The organism is Mesorhizobium sp. P2_E7 (genome assembly GCF_056403855.1).
Genome location: NZ_JBFUER010000006.1, coordinates 155,184 through 173,963, shown reverse-complemented (window position 1 = coordinate 173,963; position 18,780 = coordinate 155,184). Strand labels below are relative to the sequence as shown.

Sequence of the window (18,780 nt, the reverse complement as noted above, 5' to 3'; positions counted from 1 at the left end):
CAATAAAGGCGAAGTGCGCCATATGAGCCCACATGTTAGGCTGGCGCCAAGGATGGAGACCGCCATGACCGCATGCATCGTTGGCTGGGCGCATTCGCGCTTCGGCAAGCTTGAAGGCGAGACGCTGGAAGGGCTGATCACCAAGGTTGCGGTCGACGCGCTCGACCATGCCGGCATCGGCCCGGACGAGGTCGACGAGATCGTGCTCGGCCACTTCAATGCCGGCTTCTCCCCGCAGGATTTTACCGCCAGCCTGGTGCTGCAGGCCGACGACCGGCTGCGCTTCAAGCCGGCGACGCGGGTCGAGAACGCTTGCGCCACCGGTTCGGCCGCGGTCCGGCAAGGCATCCGCGCCATCGACGCCAATGCCGCCCGCATCGTGCTGGTGGTCGGCGCCGAGCAGATGACGACGACACCCGGTCCCGAAATCGGCAAGAACCTGCTCAAGGCGTCCTATCTGCCGGAAGAGGGCGACACGCCGGCCGGCTTTGCTGGCGTCTTCGGCAAGATCGCGCAGGCCTATTTCCAGCGCTATGGCGACCAGTCGGACGCGCTGGCGATGATCGCCGCCAAGAACCACAAGAACGGCGTCGACAATCCCTATGCCCAGATGCGCAAGGATTTTGGCTACGAATTCTGCCGTCAGGAAAGCGAGAAGAACCCCTTCGTTGCAGGGCCGCTGAAGCGCACCGACTGCTCGCTGGTCTCCGACGGCGCGGCAGCCCTTGTGCTGACCGACACGGCGACGGCGCTGAAGATGCGCCGTGCCATTGCCTTCCGCGCCAACGAACATGTCCAGGATTTCCTGCCGATGTCGAAGCGCGACATCCTCTCGTTCGAAGGTTGCGAGCAGGCCTGGAACCAGGCCTTGAAGAAGGCCGGCGTGACGCTGGACGATCTCTCCTTCGTCGAGACGCATGACTGCTTCACCATTGCCGAACTGATCGAATATGAGGCGATGGGCCTGGCCAAGCCCGGCGAGGGCGCCAAGCTGGCGCTGGACGGCACGACGGCCAAGGACGGCAGGCTGCCGGTCAATCCTTCGGGCGGGCTGAAGGCCAAGGGCCACCCGATCGGCGCCACCGGCGTGTCGATGCATGTGCTGACCGCCATGCAGTTGACCGGCGAGGCCGGCGGCATCCAGGTGCCGGGCGCAAAGCTCGGCGGCATCTTCAACATGGGTGGCGCTGCCGTCGCCAACTACGTTTCCATCCTCGACCGGATCAGGTAGAAGCAGCCCGTATTTTTAGGGCGTAGTCATGACAAATCCGGTTCTGGTCGAAGTCTTGCGCGGCGCGATCGTCGAGAGCGCCCATCGCGGCGCTGTCGCGGTCTTCGATGGCGACGGCAAGCCTGTGATGGAGATCGGCGATACGACGCGGCCAGTGTTTCCGCGCTCCGCAGTGAAGGCGATCCAGGCGCTGCCGCTGGTCGAAACGGGTGCTGCCGACGCGTACGGCTTCGGTGACCGCGAACTGGCGCTGGCCTGCGCCTCGCATTCGGGCGAGCCCGCGCATGTCGAACTGGCGCAAGCCATGCTGGCCAAGGCCGGCCTCGACAAGACGGCGTTGGAATGCGGTGCGCACTGGCCGTCCAGCCATGGTGCGGAGATTGCACTGGCGCGTGCCGGCGGCTCGCCGAACCCGCTCCACAACAATTGTTCCGGCAAGCATTCCGGCTTTCTCTGCACCTGTGTGCACTCGGGGATTGCCCATCAGGGCTACGTCAAGGCCGGCCACCCCTTTCAGGAGATGGTACGAGACGCCATGCAGGCGGTGACCGGCGCTGCTCACGATGCCAATGACCGGGCCATCGATGGCTGCTCGATCCCGACCTACGCCGTGCCTCTAAAAAGCTTCGCGCTGGGCTTTGCCCGGATGGCGACGGGCAGGAGCTTTGGTCCTGAACGCGCCAAGGCGGCCAAGCGTCTGCTGTCGGCGTGCATGGCCGAGCCCTTCCTGGTTGCCGGCACCGGCAAGGCGGATGTTGCGCTGATGCAGGCGGCGCCCGGCCGCGTCTTCGTTAAGACCGGCGCCGAAGGCGTCTATTGCGCCGCCATTCCCGAGCTCGGCCTCGGCATCGCGCTGAAATGCGATGACGGCGCCGGCCGCGCCGCCGAGGTGATGATCGCGGCTGTGCTGGCAAAACTTCTGAGTTCCGACGAGGCGCTGGCGGCAAACCTTCTGGAACAGGCCAATCCAGTAATCGAAAGCCGCATCGGCGCCAAGGTCGGCTCGCTGCGGCCGACCGCGGCGCTTAGCTAACGCGGTTTCGTTCGACCGTCAGATGCGCATAGCCGGTATCGCTTAACCGGGCGAGGTCGCCGGTCGCGGGCTCGGCCCAGCGCTGGCCGATGATGCCGCCGTTTTTGGCGCCGTCGATGACATTGTAGGAAATGATGGCGTTTCCCGCGCCCTCGACCACGGTGACGGCGATGCCGGTTCCGGCCTGACGGATGATGTTTCCCGTCGCCACCACATTGCGCATATAGGCACCCCAGCCGATCTGCATGCCGTAGAGCGGCGCGTTCTCGATGACATTGCCGGTAACCGTGGTGTCGGCCTCGACGCTGATGCCGACGCCGAAGCCAGGTGGGTCGGCAGGGTAGGGGCCTGTGGTCGACAGATTGCGCACGATGTTGTTCGAGCACACGCCCATGCGGCCGCCCTCGTTGAAATTGACGATCGAGATGCCGTTGGCGGCACCGTCGACGATGTTGTTGCCAATGATGGCGCCTTCGAAGGAGAATTCGGAATAGAGCGCGGTTTCGCCCGAACGCGAGCAGGTGTTGCCGGTCATCTGCAGATTGCTGGAACTGTTGGCGCGGATCGCCGAAAAGGCACAGTCCGAGACGATGTTGCCGGTGACGGAGACATTGCCGGCGCGGAAGGCGTTGATGCCGTTGCCGTTCTGGCCGGTACCGCCGCTGCGCGCGCCAATGCGCTGTACGCGGTTGCCGCTGACGATGGTGCCGTCCTCGGCCTGCTGCCAGCGGTGTACGAGAATGCCGCCATTGCCGCAATCGGACACCGTGTTGCCCGATATCTCGAGGCCGGCGGCCTCGACGGAATAGATGCCGGCATCCGCTGCCCCCGATATGTCGCAGCGCTCGACGCGGCCCGATACATGCTCGAACGCCAGCCCGTGCTTGCCGCTGCCGGTGATCGCGCAATTGTCGATGGCAAGATGGGCGACGCGACGCAGGTCGAGTAGGCCTTGCGCGTCATCGGCCAGCCAACTGTTGGCGCCGTCGAAGACCAGCCCTGTGAGGTCGATATGCTCAGTCTGTTCGGCGGTCAGCAAGTGGCCGTTGCCGCCGTAGATAATGCGTGAGGCGCCGGGCACGCCGGAAAGCCTGACACGGGCGGGCAAGCTCAGGTTGGATACGACATAGTTGCCCGGCGGCAGAAACACCGGCGCGTTGCGTTCGCTCGCCTCGGCAAGCATTCGGATGAACGCCTTGGTCTGATCGTCCGGGGCGTTCGGCTGCACGCCAAGCTCCGTGGCGTCGATCGAGCCGCGCGCAGCCGTCTTTGCCAAGGCCTTGCCCAGCGAAAGACCGAGCACAGCAAAGCCGGCCGTCCCCCTCAGAAGCGCTCGTCTGTTCAACATCGGCACATCCCTTGCGATCGTCCGGCCAACCGCAGGAATCATGCCAGCCGCAGAGGTCTTCGCTCGGCCCATAGTCCGGCCAATGACCGGGTCCGGCAAGTGGCTTGTACAGTCGCCGAAGCGGGCCTAAGTTTATCCGATGAGCAGAGCTTTTACCCGCGAGGAAGACAGCGAAAACGCCATTGCCGGCATCGGCGAGCGGCCGATCAGCCCGCACCGCAATCTGGTGACGGAGCGTGGGCTGGCGCAGATCGAGGACAATCTGACCGATCTGCGCGACATACTGGCGAAAGCCGAGCGAAAAGCCGACCGCGAGCGCATCGCCGTCGTGTCGCGCGACCTGCGCTACTGGACCGCGCGGCGTGAAAGTGCCGAACTCTCCGTTCCTGAGCCGGGCAGTGACCAGGTGCGCTTCGGCATGAGCGTCACGCTGGAAGCCGACGACGGCAAAAAGGTGCACTGGAAGATCGTCGGCGAAGACGAGGCCGACCCCGCCAAGGGCAGCATTTCCCACGTCTCGCCGATGGCCATCGCACTGTACGGCAAGAAGGTCGGCGACGTGGCGAGCGTCAACGGCAAGGAGTGGGAAATCGTCAAGCTGTCGGACGGCTGACCTTCAAGCTTGGCGACATGGCGTGAATGCGATTGCGCCGCCACCATGACGATCTCGATCACGCCGTCTCGGAGGTCTGTGCGAGATTTTGACAGTTCGATGGCTGCGCCGCGCCCGTCTGGCAGGCCTGTTGGAGTTCGTGTCTCTGCTGCTGGATGATGAACGGCTAGTAATGCTGCGCTTTTAGGCGTCGAGCTTAAGGAAAGCGAAAACGTTGCCAGGTATCGTTCGTTCTTCTCCTTGGAGATGCCTGAGAAAAGGACGTTGGTGGCCAATAGTCTTCGTGAACACTTGGAGTACCTCTCCGCCCTGAAGCGCATCCACGACGCCGCCCACAAGCGGCGTTGGGCGGGTAACCGGCTAGGCGAACTCGAAGATGCCATCGTGAATGGCGGTGACCAAATATGGACGCCTCTTTGCGCGCTGGTCGCTGAATTTAAGGACAATCCGCGCGCGCATGCGCTTATCTACGCCCGCTTGCATGCGAAGGGTTCAGACTGGCAGCGGGACCTGGTTGCGCGAATGATCATGGAGATGGTCCCGAACACGCCAGGCGCGCTGGACGAATTGGTCGCGGGTTTTGCGAAAGCCGCCTCACCCTTGACGGCGCGGATGGTGATTGCTGTTGCGCTAGAACGGGACACGGGGCAGGGGCCGAAGCCCAGCGGTTACCGAGCCCATGATGAAAAAAGATATCCAATCCCGCAACCACGCGCCGATTGGAGCTACCGCGGCGTCGGCGGTGTCTGCCGGATGGGCGACCTTCAGCGGCGCCTGCTGTCGCATCCTGGCTTCGGATCGGCGGTGGTCGAGTTCCTGCGCACGCGGAGAGGACAGCCAGATCAGCCGTACCTTTCGGGCCCCGACAAGGAAGCGTATCAAGCCCGCTCGGCATGGCTAGCCCAGCGGGGTGCGGAGATCGAGATCATCCGCATCATGCGGCGGGCGATCGATCGGGAACTGCCGGCCTGCGGTTCCGAGGAAGCGGACTGGACCGCTGTCCTGGTTAGGCTGCGTAGTGACATCACAGCCGAATTCGACAGGATGTTCGCCACCGTGTTCGGCGTTGTGGCGGACGATGTCGAGTCCTTGACCGACTTCGTGCGTCGTCGCTCGGCCGAGCATGAAGGCTATTTCTCGCATGGCATGGAGAAGCTGAGGGACAGCAGTCATAAGAGCGAGGTGCGCGAACGGTTGGAAACCTTCCTGCTCTCCTCTCGCGTCATAACGTCCCCGAGTTGGGGGCAGGGCTCAATTCAGGCCGAGGGTCCTCGTTGGAACGCATGGAGCGCTTTGCGGATGATGCTGTGGGAGCCAGGCGATCCTGACAGATTCGCCGAGCGTCTGATGGCCCAGTCGGACACACCTCGATTCAGTTTGGAGAATCGAAATACGGAAGCAATGTTCGAACTGCCGACTCCGAAGGACCCGTATGGCAGCAGGCCGCTGACCGAAGTGTTCGTCAGCCGAGAGGTTTTCGCCGCCTTCATGGCGGCCGCATTTCCACAAGTTCCCCCGAATCTGACCTGGCGCTTCCCTGCTGAAACCGACCCCGCTTAGCGCACTGCCGCAACGGGTATTCTAACGGTGCCGCTCAGCCCGCCAGCAGCCGGTCCAGCAGCCGATCCGCCGCTTCCGGAATAACCGTGCCCGGCGGGAAGATTTCCGCGGCACCAGCCGCAAGCACCGCGTCATAGTCCTGAGGCGGGATGACGCCGCCGGCGACGATCAGGATATCGTCGCGGCCGAGCTTCTTCAGCGCGTCCTTCAACTGCGGGATCAGCGTCAGGTGACCCGCCGCCAACGACGAGGCGCCGATGACGTGGACGTCTTGTTGGACTGCGAGCTTTGCGATCTCTTCAGGCGTCTGGAACATCGCGCCCACGGTGACGTCGAAGCCGAGATCGGCAAAGGCGGTGGCGATGACTTTCTGGCCACGATCATGGCCATCCTGTCCCATTTTGGCGACGAGGATGCGTGGCTTGCCGCCGGATGTCTTTTCGAACGCTTCGATCTTTTCCTGCAGCCGGTCGACCGCCAGATTGTCGCCAAGCGCATTACGATAAACGCCGGAGATCGTCTGCACCGAGGCGACGTGGCGGCCAAAGACCTTTTCCAGCGCCAGCGAAATCTCGCCGACGGTCGCATTGGCGCGCGCGGCGCGGATGGCAAATTCCAGCAGGTTTTCGTTACCCGCCGCAGCGCGGGTCAGCGCATCGAGTTCGCTCTCGACCGCGCCGACATTGCGCGTGCCTTTGAGGTTCTGCAGCTTCGACAACTGCCGGGCTCGGACCTCGGCATTGTCGATCTTCAAGACGTCGACCTCGATGTCGTTCTCCGGCCGATGCGCGTTGACGCCGACCAGCATCTGCTCGCCGGAATCGATGCGAGCCTGCGTGCGCGCTGCCGCCTCTTCGATGCGCAGTTTCGGAATGCCCTGTTCGATCGCAGCGGCCATGCCACCAAGGCTCTCGACCTCTTCGATATGGGCAAGCGCGCGCGCCGCCAGATCATGCGTCAGCCGCTCCAGATAGGCCGAGCCACCCCACGGGTCGACAATGCGCGTGGTGCCGGATTCCTTTTGCAGGATGAGCTGCGTGTTGCGGGCGATGCGGGCCGAATGGTCTGTCGGCAGCGCCATCGCCTCGTCGAAGGAATTGGTGTGCAGCGACTGCGTATGGCCCTGCGTCGCCGCCATCGCCTCGATCATGGTGCGGGTGATGTTGTTGTAGGGGTCCTGCGCCGTCAGCGACCAGCCGGACGTCTGACAATGGGTGCGCAGCGACAGCGAGCGCTCATCCTTCGGCGCGAAATTCTTCTGCATCAGGCTCGACCACAGAAGCCGCGCGGCGCGGAGCTTGGCGACCTCCATGAAGAAGTTCATGCCGATTGCCCAGAAGAAGGAAAGCCGTGGCGCGAAGCGGTCGATATCGAGACCGGCGGCGACGCCGGCGCGGGCATATTCGATGCCGTCGGCGATGGTGTAGGCGAGCTCCAGGTCCGCCGTCGCGCCGGCCTCCTGCATGTGATAGCCGGAGATCGAAATCGAATTGAACTTCGGCATGTTCTTCGACGTGTAGGAGAAGATGTCCGACACGATCCGCATCGAGGGCTTCGGCGGATAGATGTAGGTGTTGCGGACCATGAACTCCTTCAGAATGTCGTTCTGGATGGTGCCGGCGAGATCCTTCTGCGCAACGCCCTGTTCTTCCGCCGCCACGATGTAGAGCGCCATGATCGGCAGCACGGCGCCGTTCATGGTCATCGACACCGTCATTTCGTCGAGCGGGATGCCGTCGAAGAGCTGCCGCATGTCGAGGATGGAATCGATGGCCACGCCCGCCATGCCGACATCGCCGGCAACGCGCGGATGGTCGCTGTCATAGCCGCGATGGGTGGGCAGATCGAACGCCACCGACAGGCCCTTCTGGCCGGCAGCGAGGTTGCGCCGGTAGAAAGCGTTGGACTCTTCCGCCGTCGAGAAGCCGGCATATTGCCGGATCGTCCAGGGCTGCTGGACATACATGGTCGGGTAGGGGCCGCGCACGAAGGGCGGCATGCCCGGATAGGTGTCGAGATCGGCAAGCCCCTTGAGGTCGCCCTGGCCGTAGAGATGCTTGACGGCAATGCCTTCCGGCGTCAGTCGCGAGCCCTTGACCTCGACGGGCGCGCGCCGCGGCACCGACCAGCCGATCTGGCTGAAGTCGGGGATCACGGTGCGGCTCCGATCGACTGGTCGATGCGGACCGGAAACAGCGCCTCGCAAACCGCCACGCCCTCGGTGAAAGGAGGCCGCCGCTCAGCCGCCAGCGTCTCGACCGGGGCCTCGCTTTTCAGCGGGTAAAGCGTGGTGCCGATGATTGCCCGTTCGCCCGACCGGTAGGCCGCGGCGCGGCGCTCGGACGCTGCCTTGACGCGGGACTGGATATGGCCTTGCTGCAGGCTCGCCAGAACGCCGCCTTCCGCTTCGATCCTCTGGAATTCTTCCCACGCCGCTTCGCATAGGCCGAGCGTCAGCGCCTCGACCGCACCCGAGCCATAGGTAGGGTCCGCGACATGGTCGATATGGCTCTCATTGGCCATGATCAGCTGCGCGTTGCGGGCGACACGGCGGGCAAAAGGCGCCGGCAGGCCGTGAGCGATCGTATGCGGCAGGATGGAGATCGAATCGGCGCCGCCGGCGGCTGCGGCAAAACCGGCGATCGCAGTGCGTAGAATATTGGTCTCGGGGTCTGCCGCCGTCATCATGCGGAACGAGGTCTCGGCATGGATGTTGGCGGTCGAGGCCGGGATCGAGCACGTCTCCTGGATTCGCGCCCACAGCCTGCGCAACGCCCTGAGCTTGGCCGTCGACAGGAACTGGTCCTGGTCGACGCTGAGCGCGAAGCCGATATGCGGCGCGGCATAGACGAGCGGCTGGCGCGCATCCTCGAACATCCTGAGATAGGAGACGGCGGACGCCAGCATGGTGCCGAGCTCCTGCGCCTCGGTGGCGCCGGCATTGTGGAACACCCGCCCGTCGGCCTCGAGCAGCACGCCCGGCACGCCCAGCGAGAAGAAATGCGCCAGAGATTGCGGCATCGATGCTTGTAGCGCCTCGATCGACATGCGCAGCCTGCCGGTTCCGGCAAAGATCGCCGCCGGATCGATGCCGAAGGAGAGGTTAAGCTTTGCCGGATCGGAGCGGCGCTTGCTCAGGAACGCAACCAGCCAGTCGGCGACGGCGCGGCTCCACGGATGCGCGTCGATGCGGATCTGCACGCGGTTGAGCGGCACGCCGTCGAGCACGCTCTCCAGCGCCTGCGCCGTCCTCGGCAGGCCATAGCCGAATGCATTCGGGGCGCCTTCGAAGACCAACGACAATCCCGTCGCGCCTTGCGCGACATCGTCGAGCGCCTGAGCCTTGGCACGGCCGATATCGGGATCGTCGATGCGCTGGCTGACGATCCAGAGCGATTTGGGGTTGGCGCGCACAAGCGGTTCCGCCCCGCCGGCGCGCTCATAGAGCGGTTCGATGCGAATGGCGTCGTCGGTGTGCGACACCAGCCTGTCCTCGAAGGATGCGCCGGCCAACGCCTTTTCCGCCAAGGCCAGCCATCGCTGGCGCTCGACGTTTGTGGGTTCGACTTCCTGCAAGGCTCCGGCGCCCATCCATTTTCCTCGTTCTTATGCGGCCGCACCAGCCTGGGCAGTCCAGTCTACGGTTCCCCGTCCGATATCGCAATGCAATGCGACTCCAGGGTCCGAACTCGATCTCCCTGATATAGGCCAGTCCGCGAGGACGAACCATGAACGATTGCCAAACAGCGGCAAAATCCGCAAGCTCCAAAAACCGATTTGGAGGATTGGTCCAGTTTAGACAATTGGCCCATCTGACGATTGGCATTGTCGCTGTGCAATGGCCTGACTATAGGTGCGGCAAGGCCATTGGCCTTAACACTTCAGTTTGCGGAGACATAGACATATGGCTGACGAGACCAGCATTTTCCTCGGCGCCAGCCGCAAGCCCGACGACAGCTACCAGCGCGCCGAGCAGCTTTTGCTGCAGTATGGCAATCGCCATGGCCTGATCACCGGCGCCACCGGTACCGGCAAGACGGTCAGCCTGCAGATCCTGGCCGAAGGCTTTTCCAATGCCGGCGTGCCGGTGTTCTGCGCCGACATCAAGGGCGACCTGTCCGGCATCGCCATGATGGGTAAGGCGCAGGATTTCCTGGTCAAGCGGGCCGAACAGGTCAAGCTCGACCCTTATGATTTCCAGGAATTCCCGGTCATCTTCTGGGATCTGTTCGGCGAGCAGGGCCATCCGATCCGCGCCACCGTCTCGGAAATGGGGCCGCTGCTTTTGTCACGGCTGATGAACCTCTCCGAAGCGCAGGAAGGCATCATGAACATCGCCTTCCGCATCGCCGACGAGGACGGCCTGCTGCTGCTCGACATGAAGGATCTGCAGGCGCTGCTGGCCAACATCGCCGAGCGCGCCGACGAGATCAGCGCGCGCTACGGCAATGTCACCAAGCCCTCCGTCGGCGCCATCCAGCGCACCCTGCTGGTGCTGGAACAGCAAGGTGCGGCGCATTTCTTCGGCGAGCCGGCTTTGCGCATCGCCGACATCATGCGCACCACCCGCGACGGCCGCGGCGCCATCAGCGTGCTCGCCGCCGACAGGCTGATGATGAACCCCAGGCTCTACGCCACTTTCCTGCTTTGGCTGATGTCGGAGCTGTTCGAGGAGTTGCCCGAGGTCGGCGACCCGGACAAGCCGAAGCTGGTCTTCTTCTTCGACGAGGCGCACCTGCTTTTCGACGAAGCGCCGAAGGTGCTGATCGACCGCGTCGAGCAGGTGGTTCGCTTGATCCGCTCCAAGGGGGTCGGCGTCTATTTCGTCACCCAGAACCCTTTGGATATCCCCGAGAAGGTTCTCGCCCAGCTCGGTAACCGCGTGCAGCACGCGCTGCGCGCCTACACGCCGCGTGAGCAGCAGGCGGTGAGGACGGCCGCCGAGACGTTCCGGCCAAATCCCGACTTCGACTGCGCCACCGCCATCACCCAACTCGCCACCGGCGAGGCGCTGGTCTCGACGCTGGAAGCCAAGGGCGTGCCGTCGATGGTGCAGCGGACATTGATCCGGCCGCCATCCTCCCGCCTTGGCCCGATCACGGCCGACGAGCGCCGCAAGCTGATCGACCAGAGTCCGGTCGCCGGACAGTACGACCAGACCATCGACCGCGAATCGGCCTTCGAGATGCTGCAGAAGAAGGCCAAGGGCGCGCAGGATGCCGAAGAACAGGCGCAACAGGCCGACAGCGGCCGCTCGCGCTGGACCATCCCCGGCTTCGGCAATGACGATTCACCGCCGCCGTCCCGGCGCGCGCCGGCGCCGCGCCCGTCCAACCGCCAGACCGTGGCCGAGGCGGCGATCAAGGCGGTGGTGCGCTCCGTCGGCTCGTCGGTCGGCCGTGCGATCGTGCGCGGGATACTGGGCAGCCTGTCCAGGGGACGGTAGCAAGCATCAGCCCGCCCGACCGATTTGAGGCGACGGTGGCCAACGCCAGCGGCCTCTCCCCGGCTGCATCGCGGAGAACCTAACCGAAGCGGTTGCTCGATTGGCCGCGCACCCCCGGACGGAGCGCAAAGAGGCCGCCCTCATGCGGGTGCGCGTCAAGGTGCTCGGCGGTCATGGTAAAGCGCGCCGAGGTGACGAACAGAGTGTCGAGATCGGCGCCGCCAAAGGCGCAGCTCGTCGGCCACGAGCAGGGCAGTTCGACGATCCGGTCCAGTCGGCCGTCCGGCGCGATGCGGGCGAGACAGCTGCCGCCCACGACCCGACAATTCCAGATGTAACCTTCGGCATCCATGCAGGAGCCGTCGGGCAGGCCCCGCTCAAAGCTGCCGAAAAAAGGCCGCCGGTCGGCAAGCCGTGAAGAGCCGCCGTCCCAGGCATAGCTGTAGATTGCGTTTTTCATCGTGTCGGCGGTCACGAAGCGACCGTCCGGCGTCCACACCATGGTGTTGGTGATGCCAAAACGGTCGTCGGACAGGCGCGTCACGCCGCCGTCGGGGGCGACCCGAAACAGCTGCCCGGCGTCCTGCGTGATGGCGATCGGCGCGTCTTCCGGTCCGATGTTGTTGGCCATCGTGCCGACCCAGAACGACCCATCTGGCGCGACGACGCCTTCATTCAGCCGTATGTCGGGCCTGTCCGGCTCGATCATCGCGATCGTTCGAAACGGCCCGCCGAAGTCCCACAAGGCAATCTCGTTCCTGAGGCCGACAATGGCGCCGCCGTCGGCGCGCAGGCCGATCGACGTGACAAGATCGGGCGTCTCCCAGGATTCGTGAGCCAAGGTCAGCGGATCCAGCCGGTGGATCCTGCGGCCGATAATGTCAATCCAGACCAGCCGGTCGCAGCGATCGTCCCAGATCAGGCTCTCCCCGACGACGTCACGCGCATCGAAGAGCAGGCCAGCGTTCGTCTCGTTCATGCGGTTCCCCAGGCTAGAAACACTCTTGACATATATCTCTTGGATAAATTATCAACAATTAGATAGCAACCTGTCATACAGGTTTTGAGGGAGCGACATGCAGGATCCGACGGAGACAGCGGCTGAGCCGAATCCCGGCCTTGTGAGCACGGCGATCCAGGCGATCACCCAGCACATCCGCTCGGAGGGCCTTGCGGCGGGCGACCCGCTGCCAAGCGAAGCGGCCATGACGCGCCAGCTCAATGTCTCGCGCACCGTCGTGCGCGAAGCGTTCCGGTCGCTTTCGGCAATGCGCCTGATCGACATGAGCGCCGGGCGCCGCGCCACCGTCGCCAAGCTCGACACCGGCGCCATGTCGATGGTGATCGAGCACGGCATCACCACGCAGCAGATCAGCGTCCATCAGGTCTATGACGTCAGGCGTACGATCGAGATGCGCACTGTGGCGCTCGCGGCGCTCCGCCGCACCGAGGCGGAAGCCGCCGCGATTGCGCAATCGGCCAGGCTGATGCGTGAGAATTTCCGGAACCCCGAGATCGTCATGGAGCACGACATCGCCTTTCACGAGGCGATCGCCGCAGCCTCGCACAACCCGGTCTTCTCGCTGATCGTCACCGCCTTCAGCGGGGTCACGCGCCGCACCTGGGTGATCGGCTGGCGGACACGCTCCTCCAGCGAAGACCAGCTCAAAATGATCAAGGGACACGAGGACATAGCCGAGGCGATCCTCAAGGGCGATCCGCGGCTCGCCGTCGAGCACATGGCGCAGCATTTCGACAAGAGCGTCAAGGCGCTGCTCGATGCGGGAATCGCCTGACATGAAGATCACCGCGATCGAGACCATTCGCATCGAGGAGCGGCCCAACCTTCTCTGGGTCGAGGTCCATACCGACGAGGGCATCACCGGGCTTGGCGAGACCTTCTTCCTGTCGCGCACCGTCGAGGCGTATCTGCACGAATATGTCGCGCCACGGGTGATCGGCCGCGATCCGCTCGAGATCGATCTGCTGTCGGCCGACCTGGTCGGCTATCTCGGCTTCCGCTCCAGCGGTGCCGAGGTGCGCGGCAATTCGGCCTTCGACATCGCGCTGTGGGACATCTTCGGCAAGGTCACTGGCCAGCCGATCGCGCAGCTTCTTGGCGGCTTCAGCCGTCGCTCCATCCGCACCTACAACACTTGCGCCGGCACCGAATACATCAAGGACGCCAAGGGCCAGACGACGGCCAATTACGGCATCGGCGCCGGGCGCGACTATGACGATCTGAACGGCTTCCTCACCCGCGCCGGCGAACTGGCCGAAGAACTGCTCGAGGACGGCATCACCGCCATGAAGATCTGGCCGTTCGATCACGCCGCCGAAAAGACGCGTGGCAACGACATCTCGGCGGCCGATCTGAAATCGGCGCTCGAGCCATTCGAGAAGATCCGCCGCGCCGTCGGCGACAAGATCGATATCATGGTCGAGTTCCATTCGATGTGGCAGTTGCTGCCGGCCATGAAGATTGCCGGCGCGCTGAAACCTTATGCCACCTATTGGCACGAGGACCCGATCCGCATGGACAGCCTCGGCGACCTGAAACGCTACGAGGCGGTCAGCTCCGCGCCGATCTCGGCCTCCGAGACACTGGGAAGCCGCTGGGCGTTTCGCGACCTGCTCGAAACCGGGGCTGCGGGCATCGTCATGCTCGACATCTCGTGGTGCGGCGGCCTGTCGGAGGCGCGCAAGATCGCCGCGATGGCGGAGGCATGGCGGCTGCCGGTCGCGCCGCATGACTGCACCGGTCCGGTCGTGCTCGCCGCCTCGACGCATCTGTCGCTCAATGCGCCCAACGCGCTGGTTCAGGAAAGCGTGCGCGCCTTCTACCGCACCTGGTACCGGGACCTGGTGACGGCGCTGCCTGAAGTGAAGAACGGCATGATCACCGTGCCGCCGGGACCGGGCCTGGGGCTGGCGCTCAACCCCGACCTTGGCAAGGCCTACACCGTCCAGCGCCGCGTCTCCGACAAGACCGACATCTAGAAAATCCAAAGGGAGGAATTGAAATGAGAAAACTGACTGCAACACTTCTGCTTGGCGTCGCTCTATTCGGCGTCCAGACCGCTGCGCGCGCCGACGGGCTGAACATCGTCTTCACGCACCATTCGTCGGCCTCGAACACCTTCTGGCAAGCGGTGAAGAAGGGCTTCGACGACGGCTGCGCCAAGGTCGAGGCAAGCTGCAACATGGTCTTCACCCAGACCGAGGGCTCGGTCGAGCAGCAGATCGCCAACATGCGCGCTGCCCTTGCCGCCAAGCCCGACGCGCTGCTGACCTCGATTGTCGACGACCACGCCTTCGATGACGTCATCAAGGAGGCGCGCGATGCCGGCGTGCTGGTGATTGCCGTCAATGTCGACGACACCGAAGGCGCCAAGGGCAATGCGCGCCAGGCCTTCGTCGGACAGGGCTTCAAGCCGGCGGGCTATTCGCTTGCCAAGGCGATTTCCGAGAGCTTCCCGAAGGACGGCCCGATCAAGGTGCTGGTCGGCATCTCGGCGCCGGGCCAGAACTGGTCCGAGAGCCGCGGCGCCGGCGTGATGCAGTTCCTTGAAGAATACAAGGCCGGGCATGCCGACCGCGACGTGTCGTGGGAGCGCATCGACAGCGGCACCGACCTTGCCATCACCTCAGACCGCGTCGGCGCTTATCTCAACGCCCATCCCGACACCACCGCCTATTTCGACACCGGGTTCTGGTGCGCCGGTGTCGCCCGCGTGCTGGCCGATCGCGGCGTAGCACCGGGCAAGGTCCTGCTTGGCGGCTTCGACCTGGTGCCCGAAGTGCTGCAGCAAATGCAGAAGGGCTACGTGCAGGCGCTGGTCGACCAGCAGCCCTACATGCAAGGCTTCATGCCGGTGATGGAGGCCTATCTCAACAAGAAGATCGGCCTGGCGCCTTCCGACATCGACACCGGCCAGGGCATCGTGCGGCCGAACCAGGCCGATGCGATCATGGCGCTCTCTGCCCAGGGGATGCGCTGACAGCGCAACGCCAATGAGTGGCTTTGCATCGGCGGCGCCGCGCGCCGCCGATGCATCAACAGAAGTTCGAATTCCTGGAGCCTGACGTGAAGCGTCTGTTCAAGACCTATCTCGAAAAGCCGGAGCTGGCCGGTCTGATCCTGCTCTTGCTGCTGATCGTCGTATTCCAGATCCGCTCGCATGGCGTGTTCCTCAATCAGGACAATCTGCGCGGCATTCTCGGCATCCTGCCGGAGGCCGGCCTCGTTGCCATCGGCGTCACCATCCTGATGATCAGCGGCGAGTTCGACCTCTCGGTCGGCTCGGTGTTCGCGCTGATGCCGATGACGATGGCGGTGCTGATGGTGCATGGCGCCGCGTTCCCGCTGGCGCTACTCGCCGGACTGATTGTGTCAGCGGCGATTGGCTTCATCAACGGCTACATCACCATCCGCTTCGCCATACCGAGCTTCATCACCACGCTTGGCATGCTGTTCATGGCGCGCTCGCTCACCGTCGTCGTCTCGGGCGGCTTCCCGCCGCTGCTCCCCGCCGACCTGCCGAACTGGCTGTTCACCTCCTTCGTTGGCCCCGGCAACATGTTCCGCATGTCCTTCCTGTGGTTCGCCGGCATTGCGGTGCTGACCTCGCTGATGCTTTCGCGCACCAATTTCGGCAATTGGATCAAGGCCACAGGCGGCTTCCCGCCGGCCGCCGCCGCGATGGGCATCCCGACCGCCAGGGTCAAGATCATCTGCTTCATGCTTTGTTCGATGCTCTCCGGTTTCGCCGGCATGCTGCAGGTGCTGCGGCTCGGCTCGCCCTTGCCTTCGATCGGCGAGGGCATGGAATTGCAGGCGGTGGCCTCCGCCGTCATCGGCGGCGCGTCGCTCGCCGGCGGTATCGGCACCGTCATGGGCGGCATCATCGGCACGACGCTTATCCGCGTCATCGACAACGGCCTCGTGCTCAGCCATGTCGACGCCAACTGGTTCAAATTCGCCATCGGCTTCCTGACCATATTCGCCGTCGTCGCCAATGCCTGGATGCGCAAGCGCGCCAAGGCCATCAAGATGGAGGACTGAAGCGATGGCCGACGCGATCATCTCCGTGCACAACCTCCACAAATGGTACTCCGGCGTTCATGCGCTGAAGGGGGTGACGCTCGACTTCACCCGCGGCGAGGCGCTTGGACTGGTCGGCGACAATGGCGCCGGCAAATCGACCCTCATCAACATCCTCTCCGGCGTCCACACGGCGGACCAGGGCGAGATCAAGGTTGAGGGCCAGACAGTCCGCATAGCCAAGCCGCGCGACGCGATGGATCTCGGCATCGAGACGATCTACCAGTACAATTCCATGGTGCCGACCATGTCGATCGCCAGGAACCTGTTCATCGGCCGCGAGCCGACCCGGTTTTCGGTCTTCGGCGTCGGCTTGCTCGACCAGAAGAAAATGGCCAGCGAAAGCATCCGTGCAATTGCCAATGTCGACCTGCACCTGCGCTCGCCGGATGCCCTTGTTGGCGAGCTTTCCGGCGGCCAGCGGCAGGGCGTCGCCATCGCCCGGGCCATGCACTTCAAGTCGAAGGTGATGATCCTCGACGAGCCGACCAACCATCTCTCCGTCAAGGAGACGAGGAAGGTGATCGGCTTCGTGCGCGGCCTGAAAGAGCAAGGCATCACCGGCGTCTTCATCAGCCACAACATGCACCACGTCTTCGAATGCTGCGACCGCGTGGTGGCGATGGCGCGCGGCGAAATCGTGCTGGACAAGCGGATCGCGGAGACCTCGATCGATGAAGTCCACAGCGTTCTCTAAGAGGTGGCGGCGATGAAGGTCCTTGCCGATCGTGTCGTGCTCCTGACCGGCGGCCTTGGCTCGCTTGGCCGGGCCCAGGCGGTGACGCTGGCGCGGGCCGGCGCGCGTGTTCTGCTGCTCGACCGGCCCGACATCGCGGACGCCCCGAAGATCGTCGAAGCGCTGGCCGCTGAGGCGGGCGGCGATGTCACCTTCGTCGGTTGCGACCTCAACCGGCTTGCGGAGGCGGAAGCCGCGGTGGTCGCGCTGGCGGCGAGGGAGGGCGGGATCGACGTCCTGATCAACAACGCTGCTTTGATCATCAACCGGCCGTTCGAAGAATTCTCGCTGACCGAGTATGAGGATCAGATCCGCGTCAATTCCTCGGCTGCCTTCGCGTTGGCACGGGCCTGCGCGCCGGGGATGAAGGCGAAGGCCTATGGCAAGATCGTCAATTTCTGCTCGATCACGCTCAATGGCCGCTGGGACGGTTACGTGCCCTATGTCGCGTCGAAGGGCGCGATGCTAGGCCTGACCAAATCGCTGGCGCGGGAGCTTGGACCGCACGGCGTCCGGGTCAACGCCGTATCCCCTGGCGCCGTTGTTTCGGAGGCCGAGGCGCGTGTGTTCGGCGACCGGCTGGCGCAATACAACGCCTGGATCCTGGAGAACCAGGGTCTCAAAATGCGCATCGAACCGCACCACGTCGCCGATCTCGTGCTGTTCCTGGCATCGCCCGCCTCGGACATGATCAGCGGCCAGAACATCGCCATCGACGGCGGCTGGTGAGGGATGGTCGGCCTGCTGGAGCTGCGCGACAGCCGCGCCCTCGTCGTCCTGGCGCCGCAGAAGGGTGCGGCGATCGCGCGCTTCGATGCACTGGTCGGCAATGTAGCGGTGCCGCTGCTGCGGCCCGGCGATGGCACCGGCGCCTCCGGCTGCCAGCTTCTGGTTCCCTGGTCGAACCGCATTTCAGGCGGCGGCTTCGCGTTCGACGGCCGCTTCCACTCCGTCGAGCCGAATGTGCCGGGAGAGGCCTTTCCGATCCATGGCGACGGCTTCCAGAGGGAGTGGCGGATTGCCGGCCACAGCGCCACCGAAGCGGAACTGGTCCTCGACGCCGGCGGGATCGGCCCCTACCGATACGCGGCACGGGTCGTCTATGCGCTGCATGACGGGGCCCTCGATGCCACGCTCACCGTGGAGAATCGTGCCGGCATTCGACTGCCTTACGGCCTCGGCTTTCATCCATGGTTCCGGCGCAGCGCCGCAACGATGCTTGAGGCGAAGGCGGCGCGGGTCTGGCTGGAGGACAAGCGTCATTTGCCGGTCGGCGTGGCGCCCCTGGCCGACTACCCCGCGTGGAATTTCTCGAGCGCCTCCCTGCTGCCGCGAAGCTGGGTGAACAATGCCTTCGACGGCTGGGACCGCCGCGCCAGGATAACCCGGCCCGAGGACAGGATCGCCATCTCGCTCACGGCCTCACCGGCGCTCGACGTCTTCATCCTCTACTCGCCGTCGCACGACGCCGATTTCTTCTGCTTCGAGCCGGTGTCGCATACCGTGGATGCGCATCACGGCGAAGGGCTGACGGCGCTTGAGCACGGCGCCACGTTGAGCGCAAACATGCGGCTTGATTGGAATTCCACCGCTTCGCGTTGACGCGAACAGTCCGCACAGCCGAATACCGACAGCAGGCTGGTGCCGGGCAGCTAGGCTTCACCGTCCAGGCGAAGCGGCGAGCGGCTGGTGAAGGGCTCCTGAGCCGC

16 protein-coding genes are annotated in these 18,780 nt (G+C 64.4%); 12 read left to right on the top strand and 4 right to left on the bottom strand.

The window, feature by feature from the left end; genetic code table 11:
• Positions 1-64: 64 nt before the first annotated feature.
• On the top strand, positions 65-1,231 hold the full coding sequence (locus tag AC1DYC_RS26475; protein ID WP_477410679.1) for an acetyl-CoA acetyltransferase: 1,167 nt from the start codon (positions 65-67) through the stop codon (positions 1,229-1,231).
• Positions 1,232-1,259: 28 nt separating this feature from the next.
• Positions 1,260-2,264, top strand: coding sequence for an asparaginase (locus tag AC1DYC_RS26470; RefSeq protein WP_477410678.1), 1,005 nt, complete (start codon positions 1,260-1,262; stop codon positions 2,262-2,264).
• Here AC1DYC_RS26470 and AC1DYC_RS26465 read toward each other — a convergent pair.
• Positions 2,257-3,612, bottom strand: coding sequence for a TIGR03808 family TAT-translocated repetitive protein (locus tag AC1DYC_RS26465; RefSeq protein ID WP_477410677.1), 1,356 nt, complete (start codon positions 3,610-3,612; stop codon positions 2,257-2,259). The genes AC1DYC_RS26470 and AC1DYC_RS26465 overlap by 8 nt on opposite strands.
• 139 nt (positions 3,613-3,751) lie before the next feature.
• Between AC1DYC_RS26465 and greA the strand changes: the two genes are divergently transcribed.
• Together greA and AC1DYC_RS26455 are read left to right on the top strand one after the other, a co-directional pair.
• On the top strand, positions 3,752-4,225 hold the full coding sequence (gene greA / locus AC1DYC_RS26460; protein ID WP_477410676.1) for a transcription elongation factor GreA: 474 nt from the start codon (positions 3,752-3,754) through the stop codon (positions 4,223-4,225).
• 267 nt (positions 4,226-4,492) lie between these two features.
• Positions 4,493-5,785, top strand: coding sequence for a hypothetical protein (locus AC1DYC_RS26455; RefSeq protein WP_477410675.1), 1,293 nt, complete (start codon positions 4,493-4,495; stop codon positions 5,783-5,785).
• A 34-nt stretch (positions 5,786-5,819) separates the two neighbouring features.
• Here the strand turns inward: AC1DYC_RS26455 and scpA are convergent, their stop codons facing one another.
• Both scpA and AC1DYC_RS26445 read right to left on the bottom strand, forming a co-directional pair.
• Positions 5,820-7,940: a methylmalonyl-CoA mutase gene (scpA, locus tag AC1DYC_RS26450; RefSeq protein ID WP_477410674.1), complete on the bottom strand. Its 2,121-nt coding sequence runs from the start codon at positions 7,938-7,940 to the stop codon at positions 5,820-5,822.
• Positions 7,937-9,376: a methylmalonyl-CoA mutase subunit beta gene (locus tag AC1DYC_RS26445; protein WP_477410673.1), complete on the bottom strand. Its 1,440-nt coding sequence runs from the start codon at positions 9,374-9,376 to the stop codon at positions 7,937-7,939. Before AC1DYC_RS26445 ends, scpA begins: the two co-directional genes overlap by 4 nt.
• 313 nt (positions 9,377-9,689) lie before the next feature.
• Here AC1DYC_RS26445 and AC1DYC_RS26440 point away from each other — a divergent pair, with 313 nt between their 5' ends.
• Positions 9,690-11,231 (top strand): helicase HerA-like C-terminal domain-containing protein, encoded by a 1,542-nt coding sequence (locus AC1DYC_RS26440; RefSeq protein WP_477410672.1) that lies wholly within the window; start codon positions 9,690-9,692, stop codon positions 11,229-11,231.
• A gap of 79 nt (positions 11,232-11,310) precedes the next feature.
• Here AC1DYC_RS26440 and AC1DYC_RS26435 read toward each other — a convergent pair whose 3' ends face one another.
• On the bottom strand, positions 11,311-12,210 hold the full coding sequence (locus tag AC1DYC_RS26435) for an SMP-30/gluconolactonase/LRE family protein (RefSeq protein WP_477410671.1): 900 nt from the start codon (positions 12,208-12,210) through the stop codon (positions 11,311-11,313).
• A 97-nt stretch (positions 12,211-12,307) separates the two neighbouring features.
• Between AC1DYC_RS26435 and AC1DYC_RS26430 the strand changes: the two genes are divergently transcribed.
• From AC1DYC_RS26430 to AC1DYC_RS26400, 7 genes are all read left to right on the top strand, one after another.
• Positions 12,308-13,027 carry a FadR/GntR family transcriptional regulator gene (locus AC1DYC_RS26430; RefSeq protein ID WP_477410670.1) on the top strand — a complete coding sequence of 240 codons (720 nt, stop codon included), beginning with the start codon at positions 12,308-12,310 and terminating at the stop codon, positions 13,025-13,027.
• 1 nt (position 13,028) lies between these two features.
• Positions 13,029-14,231 (top strand): mandelate racemase/muconate lactonizing enzyme family protein, encoded by a 1,203-nt coding sequence (locus tag AC1DYC_RS26425; protein ID WP_477410669.1) that lies wholly within the window; start codon positions 13,029-13,031, stop codon positions 14,229-14,231.
• 23 nt (positions 14,232-14,254) lie between these two features.
• Positions 14,255-15,232: a substrate-binding domain-containing protein gene (locus AC1DYC_RS26420; RefSeq protein WP_477410668.1), complete on the top strand. Its 978-nt coding sequence runs from the start codon at positions 14,255-14,257 to the stop codon at positions 15,230-15,232.
• 86 nt (positions 15,233-15,318) lie between these two features.
• On the top strand, positions 15,319-16,296 hold the full coding sequence (locus tag AC1DYC_RS26415) for an ABC transporter permease (RefSeq protein WP_477410667.1): 978 nt from the start codon (positions 15,319-15,321) through the stop codon (positions 16,294-16,296).
• Positions 16,297-16,300: 4 nt separating this feature from the next.
• Complete coding sequence (locus AC1DYC_RS26410) at positions 16,301-17,032, top strand: ATP-binding cassette domain-containing protein (RefSeq protein WP_477410666.1); 732 nt, start codon at positions 16,301-16,303, stop codon at positions 17,030-17,032.
• Between the two features lie 12 nt (positions 17,033-17,044).
• Positions 17,045-17,800 carry an SDR family oxidoreductase gene (locus tag AC1DYC_RS26405; protein WP_477410665.1) on the top strand — a complete coding sequence of 252 codons (756 nt, stop codon included), beginning with the start codon at positions 17,045-17,047 and terminating at the stop codon, positions 17,798-17,800.
• A gap of 3 nt (positions 17,801-17,803) precedes the next feature.
• Positions 17,804-18,673: an aldose 1-epimerase gene (locus tag AC1DYC_RS26400; protein WP_477410664.1), complete on the top strand. Its 870-nt coding sequence runs from the start codon at positions 17,804-17,806 to the stop codon at positions 18,671-18,673.
• Positions 18,674-18,780 lie beyond the last annotated feature (107 nt).

Coding starts and splice junctions, on each gene's coding strand:
- AC1DYC_RS26465 (WP_477410677.1), bottom strand. CDS start 3,612: ATGTTGAACAGACGAGCGCTTCTGAGGGGGACGGCCGGCTTTGCTGTG.
- AC1DYC_RS26435 (WP_477410671.1), bottom strand. CDS start 12,210: ATGAACGAGACGAACGCTGGCCTGCTCTTCGATGCGCGTGACGTCGTC.
- AC1DYC_RS26400 (WP_477410664.1), top strand. CDS start 17,804: ATGGTCGGCCTGCTGGAGCTGCGCGACAGCCGCGCCCTCGTCGTCCTG.
- AC1DYC_RS26470 (WP_477410678.1), top strand. CDS start 1,260: ATGACAAATCCGGTTCTGGTCGAAGTCTTGCGCGGCGCGATCGTCGAG.
- AC1DYC_RS26440 (WP_477410672.1), top strand. CDS start 9,690: ATGGCTGACGAGACCAGCATTTTCCTCGGCGCCAGCCGCAAGCCCGAC.
- AC1DYC_RS26445 (WP_477410673.1), bottom strand. CDS start 9,376: ATGGGCGCCGGAGCCTTGCAGGAAGTCGAACCCACAAACGTCGAGCGC.
- AC1DYC_RS26425 (WP_477410669.1), top strand. CDS start 13,029: ATGAAGATCACCGCGATCGAGACCATTCGCATCGAGGAGCGGCCCAAC.
- AC1DYC_RS26410 (WP_477410666.1), top strand. CDS start 16,301: ATGGCCGACGCGATCATCTCCGTGCACAACCTCCACAAATGGTACTCC.
- AC1DYC_RS26430 (WP_477410670.1), top strand. CDS start 12,308: ATGCAGGATCCGACGGAGACAGCGGCTGAGCCGAATCCCGGCCTTGTG.
- AC1DYC_RS26420 (WP_477410668.1), top strand. CDS start 14,255: ATGAGAAAACTGACTGCAACACTTCTGCTTGGCGTCGCTCTATTCGGC.
- greA (WP_477410676.1), top strand. CDS start 3,752: ATGAGCAGAGCTTTTACCCGCGAGGAAGACAGCGAAAACGCCATTGCC.
- AC1DYC_RS26405 (WP_477410665.1), top strand. CDS start 17,045: ATGAAGGTCCTTGCCGATCGTGTCGTGCTCCTGACCGGCGGCCTTGGC.
- AC1DYC_RS26475 (WP_477410679.1), top strand. CDS start 65: ATGACCGCATGCATCGTTGGCTGGGCGCATTCGCGCTTCGGCAAGCTT.